Annotated in this window: 14 protein-coding genes; 4 read left to right on the forward strand and 10 right to left on the reverse strand. The window is 37.5% G+C overall.

What is annotated here, in order from left to right:
- Positions 1-10: 10 nt before the first annotated feature.
- From IPH52_01005 to IPH52_01045, 9 genes are all read right to left on the reverse strand, one after another.
- The gene (locus tag IPH52_01005; GenBank protein MBK7053619.1) at positions 11-445 is read right to left on the reverse strand and encodes a chemotaxis protein CheW; all 435 of its coding nucleotides are present in this window, start codon (positions 443-445) and stop codon (positions 11-13) included.
- 2 nt (positions 446-447) lie between these two features.
- Positions 448-2,127, reverse strand: a complete 1,680-nt coding sequence (locus tag IPH52_01010; GenBank protein ID MBK7053620.1) for a chemotaxis protein CheW — start codon at positions 2,125-2,127, stop codon at positions 448-450.
- A gap of 253 nt (positions 2,128-2,380) precedes the next feature.
- Positions 2,381-2,644 (reverse strand): hypothetical protein, encoded by a 264-nt coding sequence (locus tag IPH52_01015; GenBank protein ID MBK7053621.1) that lies wholly within the window; start codon positions 2,642-2,644, stop codon positions 2,381-2,383.
- Between the two features lie 84 nt (positions 2,645-2,728).
- Positions 2,729-3,664, reverse strand: coding sequence for a FecR domain-containing protein (locus IPH52_01020; GenBank protein MBK7053622.1), 936 nt, complete (start codon positions 3,662-3,664; stop codon positions 2,729-2,731).
- 19 nt (positions 3,665-3,683) lie between these two features.
- Positions 3,684-4,631, reverse strand: a complete 948-nt coding sequence (locus IPH52_01025) for an NAD(P)-dependent alcohol dehydrogenase (protein MBK7053623.1) — start codon at positions 4,629-4,631, stop codon at positions 3,684-3,686.
- Between the two features lie 60 nt (positions 4,632-4,691).
- Positions 4,692-4,877 carry a hypothetical protein gene (locus IPH52_01030; protein MBK7053624.1) on the reverse strand — a complete coding sequence of 62 codons (186 nt, stop codon included), beginning with the start codon at positions 4,875-4,877 and terminating at the stop codon, positions 4,692-4,694.
- Between the two features lie 135 nt (positions 4,878-5,012).
- Positions 5,013-5,798 (reverse strand): hypothetical protein, encoded by a 786-nt coding sequence (locus IPH52_01035; GenBank protein ID MBK7053625.1) that lies wholly within the window; start codon positions 5,796-5,798, stop codon positions 5,013-5,015.
- A gap of 632 nt (positions 5,799-6,430) precedes the next feature.
- The gene (locus IPH52_01040; GenBank protein MBK7053626.1) at positions 6,431-7,108 is read right to left on the reverse strand and encodes a hypothetical protein; all 678 of its coding nucleotides are present in this window, start codon (positions 7,106-7,108) and stop codon (positions 6,431-6,433) included.
- Positions 7,105-8,349 carry a hypothetical protein gene (locus tag IPH52_01045; protein ID MBK7053627.1) on the reverse strand — a complete coding sequence of 415 codons (1,245 nt, stop codon included), beginning with the start codon at positions 8,347-8,349 and terminating at the stop codon, positions 7,105-7,107. Before IPH52_01045 ends, IPH52_01040 begins: the two co-directional genes overlap by 4 nt.
- A 291-nt stretch (positions 8,350-8,640) precedes the next feature.
- On the opposite strand from IPH52_01045, the gene IPH52_01050 reads away from it, so the two are divergent.
- From IPH52_01050 to IPH52_01065, 4 genes are all read left to right on the forward strand, one after another.
- Positions 8,641-12,135 (forward strand): hypothetical protein, encoded by a 3,495-nt coding sequence (locus IPH52_01050; GenBank protein MBK7053628.1) that lies wholly within the window; start codon positions 8,641-8,643, stop codon positions 12,133-12,135.
- A gap of 78 nt (positions 12,136-12,213) precedes the next feature.
- On the forward strand, positions 12,214-15,297 hold the full coding sequence (locus IPH52_01055; GenBank protein ID MBK7053629.1) for an Ig-like domain-containing protein: 3,084 nt from the start codon (positions 12,214-12,216) through the stop codon (positions 15,295-15,297).
- Between the two features lie 45 nt (positions 15,298-15,342).
- Positions 15,343-16,548 carry a hypothetical protein gene (locus IPH52_01060; protein MBK7053630.1) on the forward strand — a complete coding sequence of 402 codons (1,206 nt, stop codon included), beginning with the start codon at positions 15,343-15,345 and terminating at the stop codon, positions 16,546-16,548.
- Between the two features lie 214 nt (positions 16,549-16,762).
- Positions 16,763-19,414, forward strand: a complete 2,652-nt coding sequence (locus tag IPH52_01065) for an Ig-like domain-containing protein (GenBank protein MBK7053631.1) — start codon at positions 16,763-16,765, stop codon at positions 19,412-19,414.
- On the opposite strand, the gene IPH52_01070 is transcribed toward IPH52_01065, so the two are convergent.
- Positions 19,411-19,812, reverse strand: a complete 402-nt coding sequence (locus IPH52_01070; GenBank protein MBK7053632.1) for a helix-turn-helix domain-containing protein — start codon at positions 19,810-19,812, stop codon at positions 19,411-19,413. The genes IPH52_01065 and IPH52_01070 overlap by 4 nt on opposite strands.
- Positions 19,813-19,815: the final 3 nt, after the last annotated feature.

Consider the following 19,815-nt stretch of genomic DNA (forward strand, 5'->3'; position numbering starts at 1 on the left):
CTACCAAAATTTAAGAGATCCTATCCGACCTAAATTCTACCACCTTTTCAGAGTCCAAAATCAAAAGAAGTGTTTCATCGATACGATAAGCCTGCGATACAAAGTATCTGTCCACTCCGTGAATTACTTTAGGAACTTCTATCCTAATATTTCTAGTAATTTCTTCAATATCTTTTAATTCGTCGACCAGAAAACTTACAAGACCATATTTCGTGCGAACGATCACATGGGCAGAATCTTCGCTTATCTCAATTTCTGGTAAATCAAAAACTTTACGAACACTTATGACAGTAATAATTTGTCCCCTGTATTGAATCAAGCCTTTCACGAAACGATTTGCCAGAGGGACTCGGATCATTGGAACAGACTTTGCCAGTGCGATGACCTTTGAAATCTCCAAACCAAAGAAATTACCATCAATGAGGAATGTGCAGAATTTTTTCATAATTACTCCATCACTTCCTCTGTAACGTTTGTCAGATCCAAATTCTTCAAATGAACTCGCATTATTTCCCCTACATCTAGAATTAAAGCGGGAGACTCATCTTTTAAAATCGTAAGACCTGAAAAAAGATATACATTTTTTATTTCATAATTTAGAGGACGAACGACCACTTCGTTCATATCTTCCACTAAATCAGCAACTAGTCCATATTTAAACTGATTGACTTCAAGAATCAGAATGGAAATTTTCTTTCCTGCATCTTTTTGTCTATCGGCAACTTCTTTGTCGTCCTCATATTTTAGAATTTGCGATAAGAAGATAATCGGTATTAAATCCCCTCGGTGCTTGTAAGTCGGAAAACCATTGATAACTTCGAGAGTATTGATGAATGTATCACTTTCTAATTGCATGATTTCATAAAGATTCGCGCGAGTGATAATGTATTTTTCCACACCGACAGAAACAACAACCGATGGAACAATTTCATCAATCAAAGGCAACGTTATGTGAAACTCCACTCCTTTGTTAGGAGTATTTTTAAAGATATAAAATTTTCCTGAAATTTGTTCAATGTTAGCACGCACTACATCTAGACCAGCAGAAGACTTAGATCCAGAAAAACCATGCTGGAATATAAAGTCAATCGCCTCTTGGTCTGTTAGCCGCTCCGCTTCTTCTGTTAGAAGTAGATTTTTTTCGATGAGTTTGCGCTTAACGCGTGTGGGCTCAATGCCAGCACCATCGTCTTTGATTTTGATGTAAAATAATTCGCCATGATGAAATGCTTTGAGGTGAATTTCGCCCATTGAGGATTTTCCTAATTCGGTTCGAATTTCTGGCATCTCAATTCCATGTTCAACAGAGTTCTTTATGATGTGAATCAAACAATTGCGGAGAATATCGAGCATCCGCGTATCCAATTCTTTTTCACCACCTTCAATAATAAAGGAAACTTGCTTATCTTGCATTTGGGCAATGTCTGAGACTACTTTATCAAAGTTATGAAGAAGTGTTCCTAGAGTCTTAGTCTTTGCTCCATGCACTTTGGTATACAAATCTCTGACCAATAATTCCAATTTGCGGGAGTGAGTGTCTAAAGGAGAGAATTTATCAGTAGAAGCAATTTCTTTAATTTGGATTTGAGTCTGTAGCAATGGAATGATGGTGTTCATTAAACTATCCATCGTTTCATTTTCCGTGAAAATTGGAGTCAATGCGATTGGAATATCTGTTGAAGAAATTCGTTTGGGATCTTCGTCTTCGTCATCGCTTGAAGCGACGATAAATTCTTCGCCTGACTCCTGCTTGTTAATCAATTCTTCAATATCACTTACCATGCTTGAATTAATTAACTGTGGTTCTTTTCCAGTTTCATCTATGGCAAAAATAATATCCCGGATGCTAAAATTTAATTTTAAAATAATCGTGATGATTTCTTGGGTGAGGTCATATTCGGAATTTCTGAGATGATCGACAAGTCTCTCCCCGATATGAGTCATTGAGCCTAGCTTATTAAAACCAAATAGCTTGGCTGAGTCTAGGAAAGTTTTAAAATTGGCATGAATAGTATCTAGGTATTCTCTTTGGTCAGAATTTTTCCCTAACAGGATTAATTGTTTATCCAAAGAATTGAGAGTTTCATAGCTCTCATCTAGAAATAGTTTTAACTGATCTTTTTCCAAACTTTTGTAAAAGTCTCCCTCTATCTATTTCGGCAAACCAATATCGAATATTCTCATAATTACAATTCATTATTTTAAGAAAATAGATTTTTTTGAACTTTAATCTACTTGGAAATTTTGTAAACGAGTTTAAAATTGAAATTCAATAAAAAGATAAATAAACGTTCTAAATATTTTCTATTTATGTCACAAAAATAGAAATTGAGCAAGCGGCTAATCTGAAATTATCAAGGTTTAATCAAACGGGTAATATTTATTTACCCGTTCCTGCTCCTGATGAGCCTGAACCTCCACTTGGATTGCCTTGCCCTGTTCTGGGAGTTCCCACACCTGAACCCGGAGTTCCGAAACTCCCGCTCGGTCTACCCTGACCCGTTCCGGGAGTTCCTACACCAGAGCCTGGAGTCCCAAAACTTCCGCTTGGACTTCCTTGTCCAGTTCCGGGAGTTCCTATCCCAGAACTTTGAGCATACAACGAAAAAAAGGAAATAAACGTAAACAGTAAAATTATCTTCATACTTTATTTGACGTTCGAAATAAGAATATTCCCAATTATTTCAAGCTCGTATTTTTTATAGGAGAGCGTTAAATCTATATTTGCCTAAGGAATTTTAATTTTCTTTGTCCAATCTAGAAGTCTATCAAGCCAGGATTTTTCCCATTTTTGAAACCTTGCTTGAATAATTGCTTTACGTTTGGATTTGTCGTTGATAGTTTCTTTTTCTATCGGAGTTAATTCGTCATATTCTTTAAGCCTTTGTCCCATTGTTCCTTTATCAATTTCTTTAACGGGAACTTTCAACTCTTCGTTTTCAACTTTTTCTATTTTATCATCGAGTGCTTTAATATCCACGTTTTTATCTAAGTCTTCCGGTTTATTCTTTTTAGCCGCTTCTTCCAATCCTGATTCTTTAAAAATCTTCGAGCCAACGCCTTTTGGCATTTCCGAAGAATGTCCTTTTTCTATGACAACTTCTTTTGATTCGAGTGAATCATTTAAGATTGATAAAGCTTTGCTATTTTTAATATCAGCCTTGGAGTATTTATCCATTTCTGGAATATGAACTTTCATGGCAACAGAGCCTTCTATTACATTGATCTTTGTGGTTCCGTTCTGATTCACTGATACATCATATTTTGTGCCACGCACTCCAGCAGTGGCAACAGGGCTAACAGCATTAATCCCATCATTCTTTTCTAATTTAGATACGTTGATCATTGCATTGCCAACTTCTAGTATGAAATTGGTTTCTTTCTTGGAGCCGATTTGTTTTCCACTTAATTTGAATCTAGAATATTCTTTTAAGCGAACTACAACTAGAGAGTCTGATTCTAGAATTTGCAAATCACAAATGGACTTTGCGCCAACGGTTACTACGTCTTTGTCTGATATTTCATCTGATAAAGCAAGAACTCTTCCTCCTGCTTTTACATCTCCCATCCGAACAATCACGATTGCTTTGGGATTAAAATCTACTTCTTTGTCATTACAATTTCCAAGCAAAATTAGAATCAGTGGTAAAATTATTTTTTTCATAACACTCCTTTTTTTCAACCTAGGACATCTTTACAATTATTTTTCCTTTTGCTTTTCCTGATTCTATTGCAGAGATGGCTTCCTTTGTTTGAGAGAGTGAGAAAGTCATTCCTATGACTGGTTTAATTTTCCCAACTGAGAGAAGGGATTCTAATTCGATATAGTCTTCCGGTTTCGCTCTCATATTTCCAGGAACCAATCGTTTGCCACCAAATAGCTTTGAAAGAATTACGCGAAAGAAAGAGAAAGGGGAAAGCAAGGTAGACACATAATATCCGTTATCCGTTAAAATAGAAGATGCATCTTGAAAATTAAGTTTCCCATAAGCATCAAATAGGATATCATATTTCTTACCATTTGTAAGAATATCTGTTTTAGTATAATCAATTACATCATTTGCACCTAGTTGTTTTGCAAAATCAAAATTTTTGGAACTACAAACTGCTGTCACCTCCGCACCTCTTGCCTTTGCTATTTGAACTGCAAAGTGACCTACTCCACCAGTAGCTCCATTGACTAATACTTTCTTTGCTGAAATATCTCCACATTGTCTAAAACCATTCAATGCAGTGAGAGCGGCTACAGGCAAAGATGCTGCCGATTCATGCGACAATTTTTCTGGTAAGGGGCGAATCGCATTAGCCGGAGCGACAACTAATTCGGCTAAGGCACCTTGCTTGCCTATAAAAGTTGTAACTGCACCATATACAGAATCTCCTACTTTAAAATCCGTTACTCCTTCTCCCAATTTTTGAATAACACCGGAAAAATCTGTTCCCAATACTTTCGGAAATTTAGAGCCTGTAACAATTTTTAAAGCACCACTTCTAATTTTAAAATCCAAGGGGTTAACAGAAGCAGCCTTTACGGAAACTAAAACAGTTCCTTTTGAAGGAACAGGATCAGGAATTTCTCCAATTTCTAAAACATCAGGACCACCATAAGAATTAATAAAACTTGCTTTCATAAATACCTCACTCTTAAGAATAACTATTCGTTACCTGCTAAACTAGTCACCTCAATTTTTTTAAAATTCTTTTGTATTTGAATATTGGATTCCATTGTTCTCTTGGAGCAAATTGATATAATCCGCTGCATACTTCGATTCATTTGCTTTTCTAGGACAATCAAACCGCTTGTATTTTGCTAAGAACTTTTTTTCTTCTTCCTTCTTTATAAATCGCTTTTGTCTTCTATTCGTTACATTCATCATAGCTTGTATTTATATCGCCAAATGTATTTTTCTATTTACATTTTCCCCAAAATTTTTGCTATAAGTTATAATGTTTGTTTTATTATAGTGCTAAGCATTCTTTTTCGAAATTCATGAATCATTCGGTATTAACAATTAGTCATTTTCAGTCCATGTTTTTATTTCAATTTGATAATCACGATGAAAGTAATACCCACCAAAATTCGTAAAAGGACCTAAGCCAAGAATACCAGGAATGAACTTACAAAGAATAGTGCTAGCATTGCTCCATTTTCTTTTTCCAATTTTAATAATTAGCTCTGTAGTTTTTCCTTTTTCGATAAGGATGGTAGGACATGAAAAATGATTTTTGCCTAAATACTCCGCATCCAAAACTTCATAGCATAAAGTATTCGGATTGCGCTGAATGTATTTTCCATTATGCCTTTCATCATAATCATATCCAAATAGAAATAAGATTGCCTTTGATTCTATAGGATTAAATAAAAAATTTAACTTATGATTCGTATTTTCCATAGATGCGTAATAGTAATTTTCAGGAATAGTAAACTCATACTCCTTTCCATTTTTAAAATCAAATTTTGTAGAATAGTTTATTCCCGTTTGAATAGAAGGAGGTATTGGTATTGTGTGCTTATAAGGAATTGGAATTCTAAATGTATAATCTATTCCCCATTCATCATAATATATAGGAGTAGGAAATAATCTAGACAAATTAAATTCAATATCCGACAATTCAAAATTATCCTCAGATTCAATTTTAACAATCAAATTTCTTTTACCGGCTTTTTCAAAATTCAAAGTTTCTCGATAGTTTTTATTTTCATTCAAGTCATCTCTTGTAAAAATTCCATCTTCGTAATTACAACTGCAAATCATTACTAGGAAAAATAAATAGAACTGTAAATGCTTTAAATTCATGTGGCTAATTAAATGTAAATGATGTGAGTCTCTTTCTTTCTAGTAAATTGCTTCCAACTTCTCTCATAATGTAATCCTTTATACACGTAGAGACAGGTCTGAGACCTGTCTCTACTACTAAAATATAAATCTTTTTCTATTTCAAAAATTTATAACAAATCGGAAAGCCGATGAGTAAAACAATGAGTAGACTCAAGAGATAGAATTTTCTTTCCTGTATTCTGAATCCAACTTCTTCCATAATTCTATTCCCACAAAATAAATGCAAAATTATAATGAAGATATACCTCTAGTATCCAAGCAAAACCAGCTTTCACAACTTGTCAATCTCAACAATAAAGGTATGCAAATTTACAAAAGCCCCAACGGGGCGCAATACTCTCCGCATGGGTGTCCTCTCAGCCCATGCAAAGATTCATGCAAACATTCATGCATATATAATTTCCAAAAGAATTTCTAAAAGCTAAATTACTAAACGACCAATTCAACATTAACCATAACCCATGTTGCAGTCCTCGTTGCAGTTCATGTATCAGTTCAACTATACTCTAAAAACTTTCAGACTAAAGATGGACTGCAATATGAACCGCAACATGAACTGCAACGAGGGGTTATGTTATGTATACCGAGGCTTACATTCCGGATAATATCATTTTGCCATAAACATTTCCCTTGGCACCGAGGGCGATGTGAATGGACTCAATCCAATCAAAGGTTTCTAGGAGGGGTTGAATATCGTTAGTGACAGTCTTCTCTGTGTATTTACCGGATTTAATACCACCGTAGATCAGAAAGCTGAGAATATCTTCTCTTAGCCTCTGCCAGTTCAAAACTACATGATGAGGAGCGTCCTTCCAGGGAGAAGAAAGTTTAGATGAATTCAGATCGGAAATCGTAGGCTTATTTCCATTCTTCGCTGCGATGCAATCTTTTGTATTTTCAACGCTAGAAGAAAGCCAATGGATTTTATCCTTAGAGTAGAGAGAAGGAGAATAAAAGGCTCCGCTTAGTTTGTAAGTTTTGAAATTTTCATCTAGGTGAGATTCTTTTGTGGCTTTGCCTGATTTGAAGATTGATTTTAGAAAAATATCATCTTCTTTTGGGCTAACGTATCCAATGGTGAAGTCAGGATATAGAACTTTTTCTTCCTCTACAAAAACTGGTTTATGCAAAAGAAACGCACTAGCAGACTGAGTCGGAAAGTATTCTTCATAGGGAAGATTTCCGTTCTTTAAAAATAAGGGAGTCATTAGACTTAATTCCGTCCACGCATTACCGGGATTTAACGCTGAGGAAATATATTCCTTCATTCCAATGGAATTAGAATAGATTGCAAGTAGAACGTCATTCGGTATGGTAGATTGAATTTTATTAATTTCGACAGGGCTTGCATTGGGAGCAGGTTTTCTTTCTGTTGTGAAAATATCCGCTGTGAGTAAATTATTTTCCATCTTAAATAAAAAGAAATTGAATTTGCATTCTCTGCAATTGGTTTTAAGAACGGAGTGAAGTTTGTGTCAGACAAACCGATGTAAGCCACAGCTTGAATACCTTCTTTGTAATATTCTTTGAATACAGAATCCATTTCCTTATTTGCAAGGATTGATTTCTTAGCGGGATTGGTTGCCGCCTCTAGAGTGCGTGAAAGAGTTTCTAAAGAATCAGACAAAAATAAATACTCTCCGACTAATACAAAGTAGACAGAGCCATGATTAGCCTCTACTTGACTAATAATCAAATTTCCATTTTTAATTCCTTCTTCTAAAAATCCAGCTTCATAGTTTTCCTCTGATATTACATTCTCTTTCTCTTCTACAGGAGCAGTTACCGACTCATCAGCATTAGCCGCATCCTGTGGAGGATTAACAGGCTCATTTGGTTTAGCCGCTTCTGGCTCCACTTTCTTTTCTTCTTTTATTTTTTTAAGAGGAATTTTTTCAGCCTTAAAAGATTCAATCATCGTAATCCCAAATCTAGATTTTAAATTGGTCTTCGCTACTACTGAATAAGTTCCATCGGTAAATGATGCGTAACCAATACTTTCTCCGAACAATTCTAAGAAATCTTTCCAATCTAGCAGTGCGTTTGACTTTAGCTCCACAAGGTATAGAAGCTCACCCAATTTCTTTCCTGCAAGCGAAGAAAGAAATCTAGTCCATGCTTCGGAGGTTTCTATTTTTTGAAATGTCTCTGATTTGATTAGGATTTCTTTTATGGACTTTGTATTCTTAATTTCAAAATAGAATTCAGCATCCGGAGGAACAGTATACAATCCCGATTGAACCTTGGAGTGAATCTTATAGTGCTTTCTAAAAACAAAATATCCAGACGTAGCAAGTGCGGCAGTCAACGGAAAAGAGAGAAAAAATGCGATTAGCCGCTTCCGATCTGCAATGATATATTCTTTAAAAGCACGGAGTTTTGCAAATAGGGCTGCTACTATCGAAGCGATAGAGTTTCCGATTTTACTAAATATATTTATAAAGAAAAATTTTATAAAATGAAAGATGGATAAAAGTTTTTGTTTTATACGTTGGAAAAATGGATTCATAGTAAGTGTAAATTCCTTTTGCTATATTGAAGCCTACGAAGCACAAGTATGTAAGCAAGAAGATTTTTTTACAGTCATTTTAAACAAATATGAGAAATCTATCTGGCAATACCACGATAGTATTAAGCTAGATAGACCTTGCGAAGGCGCTGTGTTCGCGACAAAGCGAACGGGTGGACGATAAAGCTGTTCGAGGTGACTGCATAATTTTTTTTCAATTAATGATTTGACAATTTAAAAAAACATTAGGAATTTTAGTAAAAACTGTTTCTACCAAGTGAGAGTCCACCCATGCAGAGAGTCCTTACAATCTTCTTAGTTCTAATTTTATTACAGGCAAGTTGGAGTTGCCAAAAAAATTCTAAGAAGCTATCCGATGTTAATCTTTTTACTGATGGGTTTCAATCTAGCAGTGGACTAGTTCTTTTTAATTTATTGGATTCTTACCCCGCCTTAAAGCAACCATTTAAAAGTGTCAAGGTAGATGACTTCAATACGAGGCTTGATAATTCGCTGCGTCTTTCTGCAAAAGAAGATATACTAGGAGGGTTGAGACTCATTCAGAGCATAATGTTAAATACCCGCACAGAATTACAAGCACTCTTAGGGCAAACGGCAAATATGCTCGGACGAATTCAGCGAAATAATCCTGCAACCTATAACAACCTTCAACCGCTACTAGAAAGAGTTCGAAATTACAATCAACCAGTGATTCGAAATGTATTACCAATTACTACCTCATATCTACTACAAGAATATACAACTAAAAGCTCCGCGACTATAAGTAGACAAGTGACCGATTTTGCAAACACACTTGGCAATGCAGATTCCAAAAAGACAATGGAGGATTACCAGGATGTAGCCGTCAAAGGGATAAGATCAAATTCAATCGTGAGAGCAGCTCTAGAAAGTGCAACTAACGCATTTTTAGATCCAGTTATCAGCGGAGATAGGAAATTAAAAAACGGACTCATTGGAACCATCTATGGATTCGGAGAAATGTTATATAAAAGAACCGGACCCTCCGACAACAAAACATCAGAAACCACCATCAAGGAGCTAATGGTAAACGCTGAAAAATACTATACCGTTGGTGGAAGCGGATTCTCTACAACCTACAGCACAAGTTATACAACTCCCGTTACAATCAATTCAGCGGAATTAAGCAATGTGATTGTAGACTTATATAAAAACATTCGTCAGCTATTAGTTCCACCTGCTTCTCCAACTACAAAAGACTCAACAGCAATTTTAGTCGATAAGCTCGGAGAAAATCTACAGCTACTTGATTTTGCAGGCACGACTACTGGAATTGAAAATTCTCTTTTAGATTTAGTTCTCCAAGATTCTTACGGTAAAGATAGATTCAAAGATTCAACGGCTAATAGCATTTCTGCGCTAGAGAGTTTGCTACTAACGCTGAGTATTGTGGATTCGTTTGGTTATAAATGGAACGTAGCACAAACAGATAGAAGTTGGATCACCGAACCTACCTATGGCCAGTTGAATTTGGGCGATAGTCTTTGGGCTTTGCAATCAGTCATACAAGCAGGAACCGCAATCAATTTTAATTCCATTATGACCTCTAGCAAGAACAGCGCAAAAGTTTTTAAAAATGGAGTAGCACTCACAGGTGCGGCTAATGGCATAGATTTTAATACTGCTGAACTTTCCCTCTTAGAAGCAGAATCCATTGGATCCGCTCTACCGATAGAATCCTCCGGAACCGATTTTATTTATAGGAATACAATTCCCTGGGTTTTGAACTGGGTAAAGCGCGTAACGTATTCTGGCTATGGACCTTATTATAATAAAAATAAAAAAGATAGCAGTGGAAATTTCCTTGCGCCAGATGGGGCTATTGCTCGTTATGCGAATCTTTCCGAAAATCGCTTCAAGCCTACCTGGCAAACGGCAAAGTATAAAATCTGTATTAGCAATACAACAACGACTATAGCGAATTGTAAAGACATTGGAATGGGAGGCACTGAGTATGCAGGACAAAGCACTTCTGGCAATGCTGCCAATCCAGGATCCGGGTTCACCATATTTGAAATCGCAAAAACCGACTCAGAGCGTGCAGTCAGTTCAGATGAAGAAGCATTTTATAAAAACTTTCAGTGGTTACTTTACGAAAAGCGGTTTGTCGTTGTTATCCCCGCCAGAGCCAAATTGGATGCGTCGCTTGCATTTGAGGAAGCACTATTTATTGTAGCGATAGGAAATGGACTCAAAGGTATGATGAGTCTAAAACCATATTGCAGCAGCTCTACAGCATCTACTTGCGGGGGAGCAAGCAATGGAACATGGCAAAAAAATACTTCGGTGAGTTTAAGAGATAATGCAGCTAGCTATAAAGACTTTACTGCTTCTAAATTTTCTAGCGTTGCTGGAGATTCAGCCGTTTATGTAGAAGGTTGGGGCTATGGAGCAGCGGGAAATCTTCCTTTCCAAGAAGCTCTAGTCTTACAATCAAATCTCGTGTGGCCTCTACTCATTCCAAACCCAACACAAGTATATGGACTAATTCCCCCCGTAATCTCTTTTAATTTTCCTGTCTTAGAAAGACTTGGATTTACGGGAACAACGACTGTTACCCCCTCTTTAACAACAGCAAATTGGGAAAAGCGAAATAAGCTGCTCCCTCTTATTGTCGCCCTTGCAAAGACCTTAGACGATCAAGCTGATGCAACAACCGTCGGAAAGAATCCATTTACATTACTTACCGATCTAAGTAAAATTCTTTCTAGACCCTATTTATTGGTTGATGTTGACAATACGAGTATTCCTAGCCCTCCTTATACAACCAAGCCAACGTTAATCAATATAAGGCTAACGGATGATAACCCCATAAGATCTCCTACAGCTACACCAGGCGAATATCTTCCATCTGATATAATCTTTTCGCCTATTTCTTTTCTTGTCGAAAGCCAAAGAAGATTTCAAGATGGTGCAATCATTCTTGTGGCTAAGACAGATTTGCTTACAAACTTAGTGCAGATGTTTGTTTCGCTTGGAGATTCTACCAAAAAATCAGGTAGAGATAAAATCTGGGCAGCAGTGCAAAGAATTATGGGACAGATTAAAGTAAATTCAGATGGTGCTACTGCGGCTAACCAATACAACCTACAACAATTTATTATCGAAAAAGTAGCCGTTCTTGCAGCTTATCCAGATAATAGATCAAAAAATGTAACAGATAGTTCTTGGTCAGGAGTCAATGATTCCGTTGCATTTGCCAGAGATTATTTTTCCAAAACATCTGGATACTCCCTTGTAAAAAACATTGATTTTATTTTAGATTTGGTAATTGATATTAAGCCAACACCAGCGGAAGTTACAGCGCTTTTAGATATGTTAGATTCCCTCCTCACGAAAGAGGCTAATGGCTATTACAACCTAACAAATATTTTAACAGACTACGTTCCACCAGTGCTCAAGCAAACAGCGCCCTATGGACGGAATGTATTCGGATTATCGTATTCACTTGCTAGCCCGGGAGGATTTGTTTATTTCCTCGAAGGCAACATGAGCTTTAGTCCATACAGCATTGCAAGTCTGGTCTCTGATGCAGAGCGATTCTTGAAATCGGATATGGTCGTAACCGCTCAAAATACACCTAACTCTCTGCTTTATTCGAGTGGAGTGTTAGTTTCTCTTTTTGCAGACATTTACCAATACGGAAAAAAATTAGAAAAGCAAGGGCTTTCGTTTGAAGACAGTTTAAATATAAATGAGAACACCTCTGTTTTTCAGAGATTAAATATAATTTTCAGCATAAAATAAATGTTTACAAAAAAGAAAATAATTTGCACATTTGACAAAAGGTGTAAAAAACCTAAACGAATTTACGAGGATTTGAAAATGAAAAATTTAGCGAAAAAGATACTTCAGGTGCTTACTATGTTCACTATCGTAAGCATTTTCGGATGTAACCCAGCAGTGGGCGGCAAAAATAAAAATAACATCTCCAATCTCATTCCGATTGCCTTAACAGGCGGAAATTCATCTAGCTATGCAGAGCCCAATGACAGCGGCGCAACTCTTTCTACTTACAATAATTCTGATACACAAATAGTAGCACCGGGCGGCTCAACGGTTAATGCCAATTGCTCTCCAGAAGAAGGAAAGCCTGCTAAGCTCTGTCTAGTTTCTTCTGATAACGTAGACAGATACAAGAATTTAGAAATCATCTTTAGCGCAGGCATGAATAAAAAATCTGTCAAAGCAGCGTTTTCTCTCGTTAGCCTCGACTCAGGACCTATCCCTTCTCCGGGTGGAAATGATTTAGACGATGCGGATATTTCTGATAAAGGGGGACGTTTTACTTGGCTTAGTGGTAGACGACTTTTATTCGACCCATACAAAGAGCTTAAGCCTAACGAAACGTATGCGCTCACGATTACAACGGAGGCAACAGGAGCGGCAGGCACTCCGATTTCATCTGAATACAAGACTACATTTAAAACAGAGCACGATTTTCAAATTACAAACTTGGTTAATGGATTCACACTCGGAGGGAATAATGATATTACCTTCAATAAATCTGCATCGCTTCAATTATTCAGTGCATTTACAAACCCACAGGGAGCATTCATCAATATTGCTAAGATCACACTATTTCGTCTTGGCAATAGCACTGGTCACGAAATTTGTAGTTCCAGTTGTTCTGGTTTAGTTACAGCATTTAATCTCAACACTTCTCCTATTCCACCAATCGAAGGCGGAAATACTTATTATTATCAAATTCAAACCAAAGACAATAAAACCTATAAACGATTTTTTAGTTTCAATTGGGGCAACGTATTAGTTGCCGTTGATAACCCAGCTACACCGGCAGTTGATGAAAGCATTCTTTCCAATGCGGCTACTGGCGTGTTAGACGAAGGAATCATGATGAAACTTCTTGGTCAAGTCGTAGAGCGATTTGTTAAGACAGACTTCAAAGTGAAAGACGGAGCTACAAACAAAACCTTCAATGAATTTATGGGACAACCAACCAGCAGCACAAAGCGAACAAGCCATTGTATCAATTATGGAACTTTTAGTTTTATTAGAACTTATGGTGACTCAGGAACAGCGAACGGAGATGGATATTGTGGAGGATCGGGCGAAAATCCGGGAGCCTTTGTTGGAACTTATAACGGTATTTTAACACTCTGGAATGATTCTTACTTTGACATGGACGTATATATTTCCGATGCAAGCATACCTGGATTGACCGGAGGAGTGCAAAGCGTTGAAGCAGCTATGAGTGCAACAGCAACGGATAACTTACAGATTGCGCTCAAAGGAAGAAAAGCGTATATTACATTGAACGTCGTTGCTAGAAATAGAACAGGCATTGCACTTTTAATTGGAGCAGGCAGCAGATTTCATTTTCAAACAACTGTGGAGTTAAATAAATCTCCTAATCCTACTTCGCTTAGAACAGCCATTACAAATAATAATATTTCTGTAAACAATGGCTCTCTCGATCTCGCCATCAAACCATTTACACGCGGAAATCAAAACGATCCTAATTTCTCTATGATGGAATGGGATTCAAATCTAGCAGTCGGAAATATGGATCTTATATCTTCAACTAGCTGGGCTGCTGAATTACTTGCCATCATCACAGAAATGATTGCAAACGGACTTGTTCCGCAAGTTCGCCCAAAGATTGTTCACTCAATGCTACAAGATGTAGTAGAGAAAGTAGCGCCTAACGTTCTAAATGCAGTCGTAGGTTCTCTTCAAAATCCTGGAATCAGTTTGAATTTACCTTCTTACCTTCCTGCTCCTTTAGCAAACTTTCCATTGAAAGTAAAAATGAAATTGCAAAACGATACTCAAGTCAGAGTAAACGGGGCAAACAAGGGATTAGTCTCTTCTGTTGATTTAGGCATTGCTTATGGTGGTAGTGATCCTGCGTTAGGTTACAGAGCACAATCTAGAGAGCAAGGTATTGTATATTTCAAACCGATAGGTGCATTAGATAATACTTACCCGTTCTCGCAGATTTCGGCTAATCCCGGTATGCTGCTATCTCTTCATCCAGATTCCGTTACGCAAGCTGCTTATAGTATTTGGCGTGCAAGAGGAATTGACCTTAATATGGATGAGACATTCATTGATACAATCAATCAATATGCAGGAACAAGCGACTTATTCAAATTAACCAAAACCTTACTCGCTGCATCTCCTATCATTTCAATCCTAGCTCCAGGTCGCTCTACACTCATAGGATTGAGTGGAACACAAACTAGACTGCCACCTATTGGAGACAAAGATCCTATTACCTTTGCAATCGAGCCTATCCATGCACCTGTTATGAAACTCATTCCTCCAACTGGAACAGGAATTCCAAAGGTAAGAGCTAATCTAACAGATTTACAATTAACCATTGTAGGAAAAAGAACAACATCTACAGAATTTCCTTGCACTACGGGACCAATTAGCGGTAGAGATACTGGAACAAGTTGCTTCTATACTATCAGCACGGTTCGTGTCAGCATTGACGCAGTTGCTAGCTTTGGATTTAAAACCTTCTCCAACCCAACAGCAAATCCATCTTTCAATAATCTAAATGCGATATTTGTAGAAATTGATCCTAACACAAACTTCTACTACACACTCGATGTTAGAGAGGGTAACAGCGTTAATCCGTATGGACTTGATCCAGAAGCGATTAGAAGTGTTGTAGATCCATTGGTCAAATCGCTTGTAGTTCCTTTAGTCAACAATATTCTAAAAGAAATACCTTTACCTGCTAAACTAGATTTCCCTGCTCTCGTCGATAAAAATGCCGGAACAAGTGGAGGAACTGCTTGTAAAATGAACGTTCAGACTACAGCAATTAATCTGACAACGACTCCTGCACCGTCTACTGAGCAATATATATTAAACCGAGTGCAACCTCTAGGAGCTTTCGCTACTAATCCCGGTAGCTTGTTAGAGTGCCCATAAGATTTTAAACTTGAATTCAGTCGTGAATGGTAAATTTTGACCTTCATGACTGAATTACGTAAATACTTACTCGCTTCTGATTACCCCAAAGTTATTGAAAAAGTCCGATCTACTTTAAAACAAAGTATCCGTAATTTTAAAAAGCACGAAATAAAAGAATGGTGCGCTAAAAGATGGAGAAATATCTTCATCAATGAAGCAATCAAATATCCCGAAGCTGTCGAAGCGGCTACTCACAAGAAACTTTTCGGAGGACCTGATAACCGAGATCCAAGACAGAAAATCGCTTCTCGCTTTCTAAGAGACGAAGGACCAAATGAGTGGAACATTGAAATGCCCGCTCCGGAATTTAAAGAACTAAAAAATACGACTCTTTTATTTTGTCCCGGCTTCATGAGTGGGCTATTTCCAGTAATGGCATTTCAAGACGCGTTTCCTATTTTACAAAAATACTACAAAGTTAGAATTTTACAATCCGATTCTCATCCCATGAGAAGTTGTGAGGCTAATAGTGTTGATCTGCTTAATGCAATCGAGAAAGGAATTGGACTAGATGCAAATGAAGATTTGATTCCTGAAAAAGATGCCATCCCGCCAAAAGATATTTTCGTCATTGCTTATAGCAAAGGAATGCCAGATTTATTAGTCCTACTCGCTAAAAGACCTGACTTAAAAAAAAGAATTCGTTGTATTTTTAATTGGGCAGGCGCTCCGGGCGGATCCTATCTTGCGGATTCTCTTTACGATTCGATCAAAGATATAAATTTTAACATACAAGAAGAATTTGTAACTTTACTAAAATTAGTATCACCAATCATTCAAGTCCCTCATAAAATAAGAAGATTATCCGAATACAATGTGAAAGCGGCTATTCTTGATTTAACCACATACTTCCGAGGAGAATTTTTACGAGAGAATCTAAAAAAGATAGATGCACTGAATATTCCAATTTTCAATATCACAGGCTCAACAACAATCACAGAAGTTCCTTACTTTCAAATACAAGGAGTAAACGAGCTAAATAAATACGATGCGAATAATGATATGCAAGTAACACAAAAGCATTCTAAAATTCATATTCCAATGGCAACCGATTTAGCAATGCTCCACGCACACCATTGGGACGTCTCCTACAATTCCTTTGTCGGCAAATTGAGTTTTGGCTCACCCAACTTAGATCATCCATTTCCAAAAACAGCAGGTGCAGTTGCAATGATAAAATTTGCTTTTGAGCTTGGACTGATTGATTAACAGACATTAGCCGTCGAAAGAACGTCTAATTTCTGTAATCCCAAAGAAGAATCAACAATTCTCAAGCATAAATAAAGCATAAGATAGGTTAATAAATTTATTTACAAAAATAAATTTCAAAATAATATGATACTGCATTTCAATCTTGTTCAATAAAGCATGAATTGTTTGTCTATGTATTAAAAGTTTAGTTATACAAAAAAAGGGTTCAAAAATGAAAAAGATTTTTCTTATAATGTTGGTATTTCCATTTATTTTATTAAACTGCTTAAAAGCAAAACGCTCTCCCTTTGATGTAAGTAAGCCTAGTCCGAGCATGATCGGAACAATTACGGCAATTTTAGGAAGAATCACAATATCATCCACATCAAATTCTCCGACAACAACAGCAACAGCTCCTACATCCACATCCTTACTCCCATCCGTAACTTCAACGTCTCCAGCAGATACAGCAACGGGGATAACGGCAAATACCCCCGTCATAATTACCTTCAGTATGGCAATGGATAAAACCTCAATCACGACGAACTCTGACGACACCACTTGCTCTGGCACAGTGCAAATTTCTTTTGATAATTTCGCTACTTGCGTAAAAATGCGCTCCAGTATTTCCACAACGGATAACAAGACGTTTACCCTATCGGCAAATCCGTCCATGGGAACATTTGCAACTCATAAAATCAAAGTCACTACAAACGCAAAGAGTGATACAAGTGTAAAACTTGCCACCGACTATTCTCATGCAACTGGATTTACTACATCCACTCCTTGCACAGTTTACGATGCGGCTACTTGTCCTATACCGTTTAGCACTGCGATAAGCTTAAATGTTGCTTTAAGCAGCGGTGCACAAATTATTCCTATAGAAAGTGGTGCGGCTAAAGGCAAAATTCTGATTGTCATGGGAGCAAATGCACCAACTTCAATGAACATCTTCAATCCAGATACGGGGGTAATAACAGCCGGACCGACATTAACTGGTTCAGTTAATATTACAGAATCTTCGGCATACTTTTTTATAAATTCAGGTATTCATAGTGGAAAGGTTTTAATAATTCATGGTAACGGCACAACATCTTCTATTTATGATCCGACTGCTAATTCAATGATTTCTGGACCTAATTTAACGGCAGCACCTGCACAGACCGTAAATACATTTCCTATTACATCGGGCGTTCATTTTGGGAAAGTAATGGTTATCTTGGCAGGCAGCACCGCATTGACAAATCTTTATGACCCAAATTCGAATACTTTTTCAGCGGGACCGAACGTCATTCCTGCGACACCGAATCCAGGACAAGGATCACATAATATGACTATTTCATCTGGGACAAATACTGGTAAAACGATCGTTTTTTACGGTGGAACAAACACAAATACGTCAATCTACGACCCATCTTCCAATACATTTTCAGCGGGACCGAACCTGACCCCAAGTATTACAGCTGGTGCACAAAGCTTTCTTCTAAATTCTGGTCCCCAATCCGGAAATATACTCACAGTAAACGGTAACGGTTCAAATACTTCTATCATTAACTCTAGTGCCTTAAATGCTTCAGCAGGTTCAAGTCTAATCGGCAATCCAATAAACTATCAAGGCACTCACGGTTTAATGATTGCTTCAGGAACAAACAGCGGTAAATTATGGATAATCAGCGGAAACAATAATACTTATCCTTATTCAACAAGTTCACTTTACGATCAGACGACAAACACATTTTCTTCGGGTCCTAACATGATTTCAGTTTGCGCGGAAGCATCTAAAACTGTATTTATCGAATCTGGAATCTATGGTGGCAAGTATATCACGTTCTACGGTGCTAGATCATTCACAAGCCTCTATGATCCAATAAAAAATGCAATTGAACCTAGCAGCATATTGCCATCAGCCGCAGGAGGTGGAATTAATAAAGTTTTACTCACATCAGGAAGCAATTCAGGAAAGATGCTTGTTATCAACGGCGGAAATAATACAAGTTCTCTCTTTGACTTTACAAGCGGAACATTCTCACCCGGTCCGAACCTTACGGGGGTAATGGGAAGAAGCCCCGGAATCTTTACTATTTCTGGTGGAAGCCAAGACGGAAAGACTTTCGTCGTTCATGGGGGTGGGATAGCAACAACTTCCATCTATGATCCAGTAGCAAATAGTTTTAGTGCAGGTCCTGCTCTTTCTGCTAATGCCAATCAGATTACTTCTGAATGTATCTTCAAAATTCCAAGCGGTCCGCAGGTAGGAAAGTATTTGATTATACTAAGTGGTGTAAGCCAAAATACGTCTCTCTATGATCCCTCTAATAACACCATCGCTGCCGGTCCTGCCACGGGAGCATTGATCGGTCTTGGGGCAACTTGCTTTCCGATTATTTCCGGAACTCATTCTGGTAAGTTTCTAGTAGTCCAAGGCTTCGCTGGAACAGGAACTCGCATGTATGATCCGGCAACGAATACCTTTGGAGCTGGTCCAGCTTTGACCATGAATACAACAAACGGGACATTCTCCATGCCAATTACAAATGGGGCTAATAACGGTAAAGCTTTGATTATTATAGGAACAGGAACAGCAACGAATCTATATGATTCAACAACACATACATTTTCAGTTGGACCAAATCTAAGTGGAAGCGCAAGTAATATTTCACCCAGCTCTCATCTATTGCTTATGAATGGAACAAACAAAGATAAGTATCTAGTAATGCATGATACAACCAGTTCCATCTATGACCCGAATACAAATACAATCAGTGCTGGGCTTGCTATTCCTAATGGTGGTAGTTTAGCTTTCAATATCACATCCGGACTATTCAACCAAGGCGTTCTTCTAATAACTGGAAGCGGAAACTTGACTAACGTGGTGTATCCTTAAATAAACACCGCAGGAGAAACACCAAATCGTTTGCTGAGTTCTTTTATTTGGCGAACGTTTAATTCCCGTTTGCCGCTTAGAATTTCGGAGACTACTCCTTGGCTTCCTAATTGTGTCATGTCTTTTTGAGAAAGTTTGTGTTCTTGCATTAGGAATTTCAAAACTTCGATAGGCTCTGCGTCTATTGGTTTGAAGTTTTCTTCTTCGTAGGATTCGACTAGACTTCCAAGAACTTCAAGAAGTGGTGCGAGCGGATGATTTTGCTTATTCCCTACTTCATCAATAACCATATCTAATAAAGAAACTGCTTTTTTGTATTCCTTTTGGGAATGAGGAACGGATAAAAAATCTTTTACTTCCTTCCAATTGGACTGAACTCTTTCTAATTCTGCAATCATGAT

The organism is Leptospiraceae bacterium (assembly GCA_016708435.1).
GTDB lineage: Bacteria > Spirochaetota > Leptospiria > Leptospirales > Leptospiraceae > UBA2033.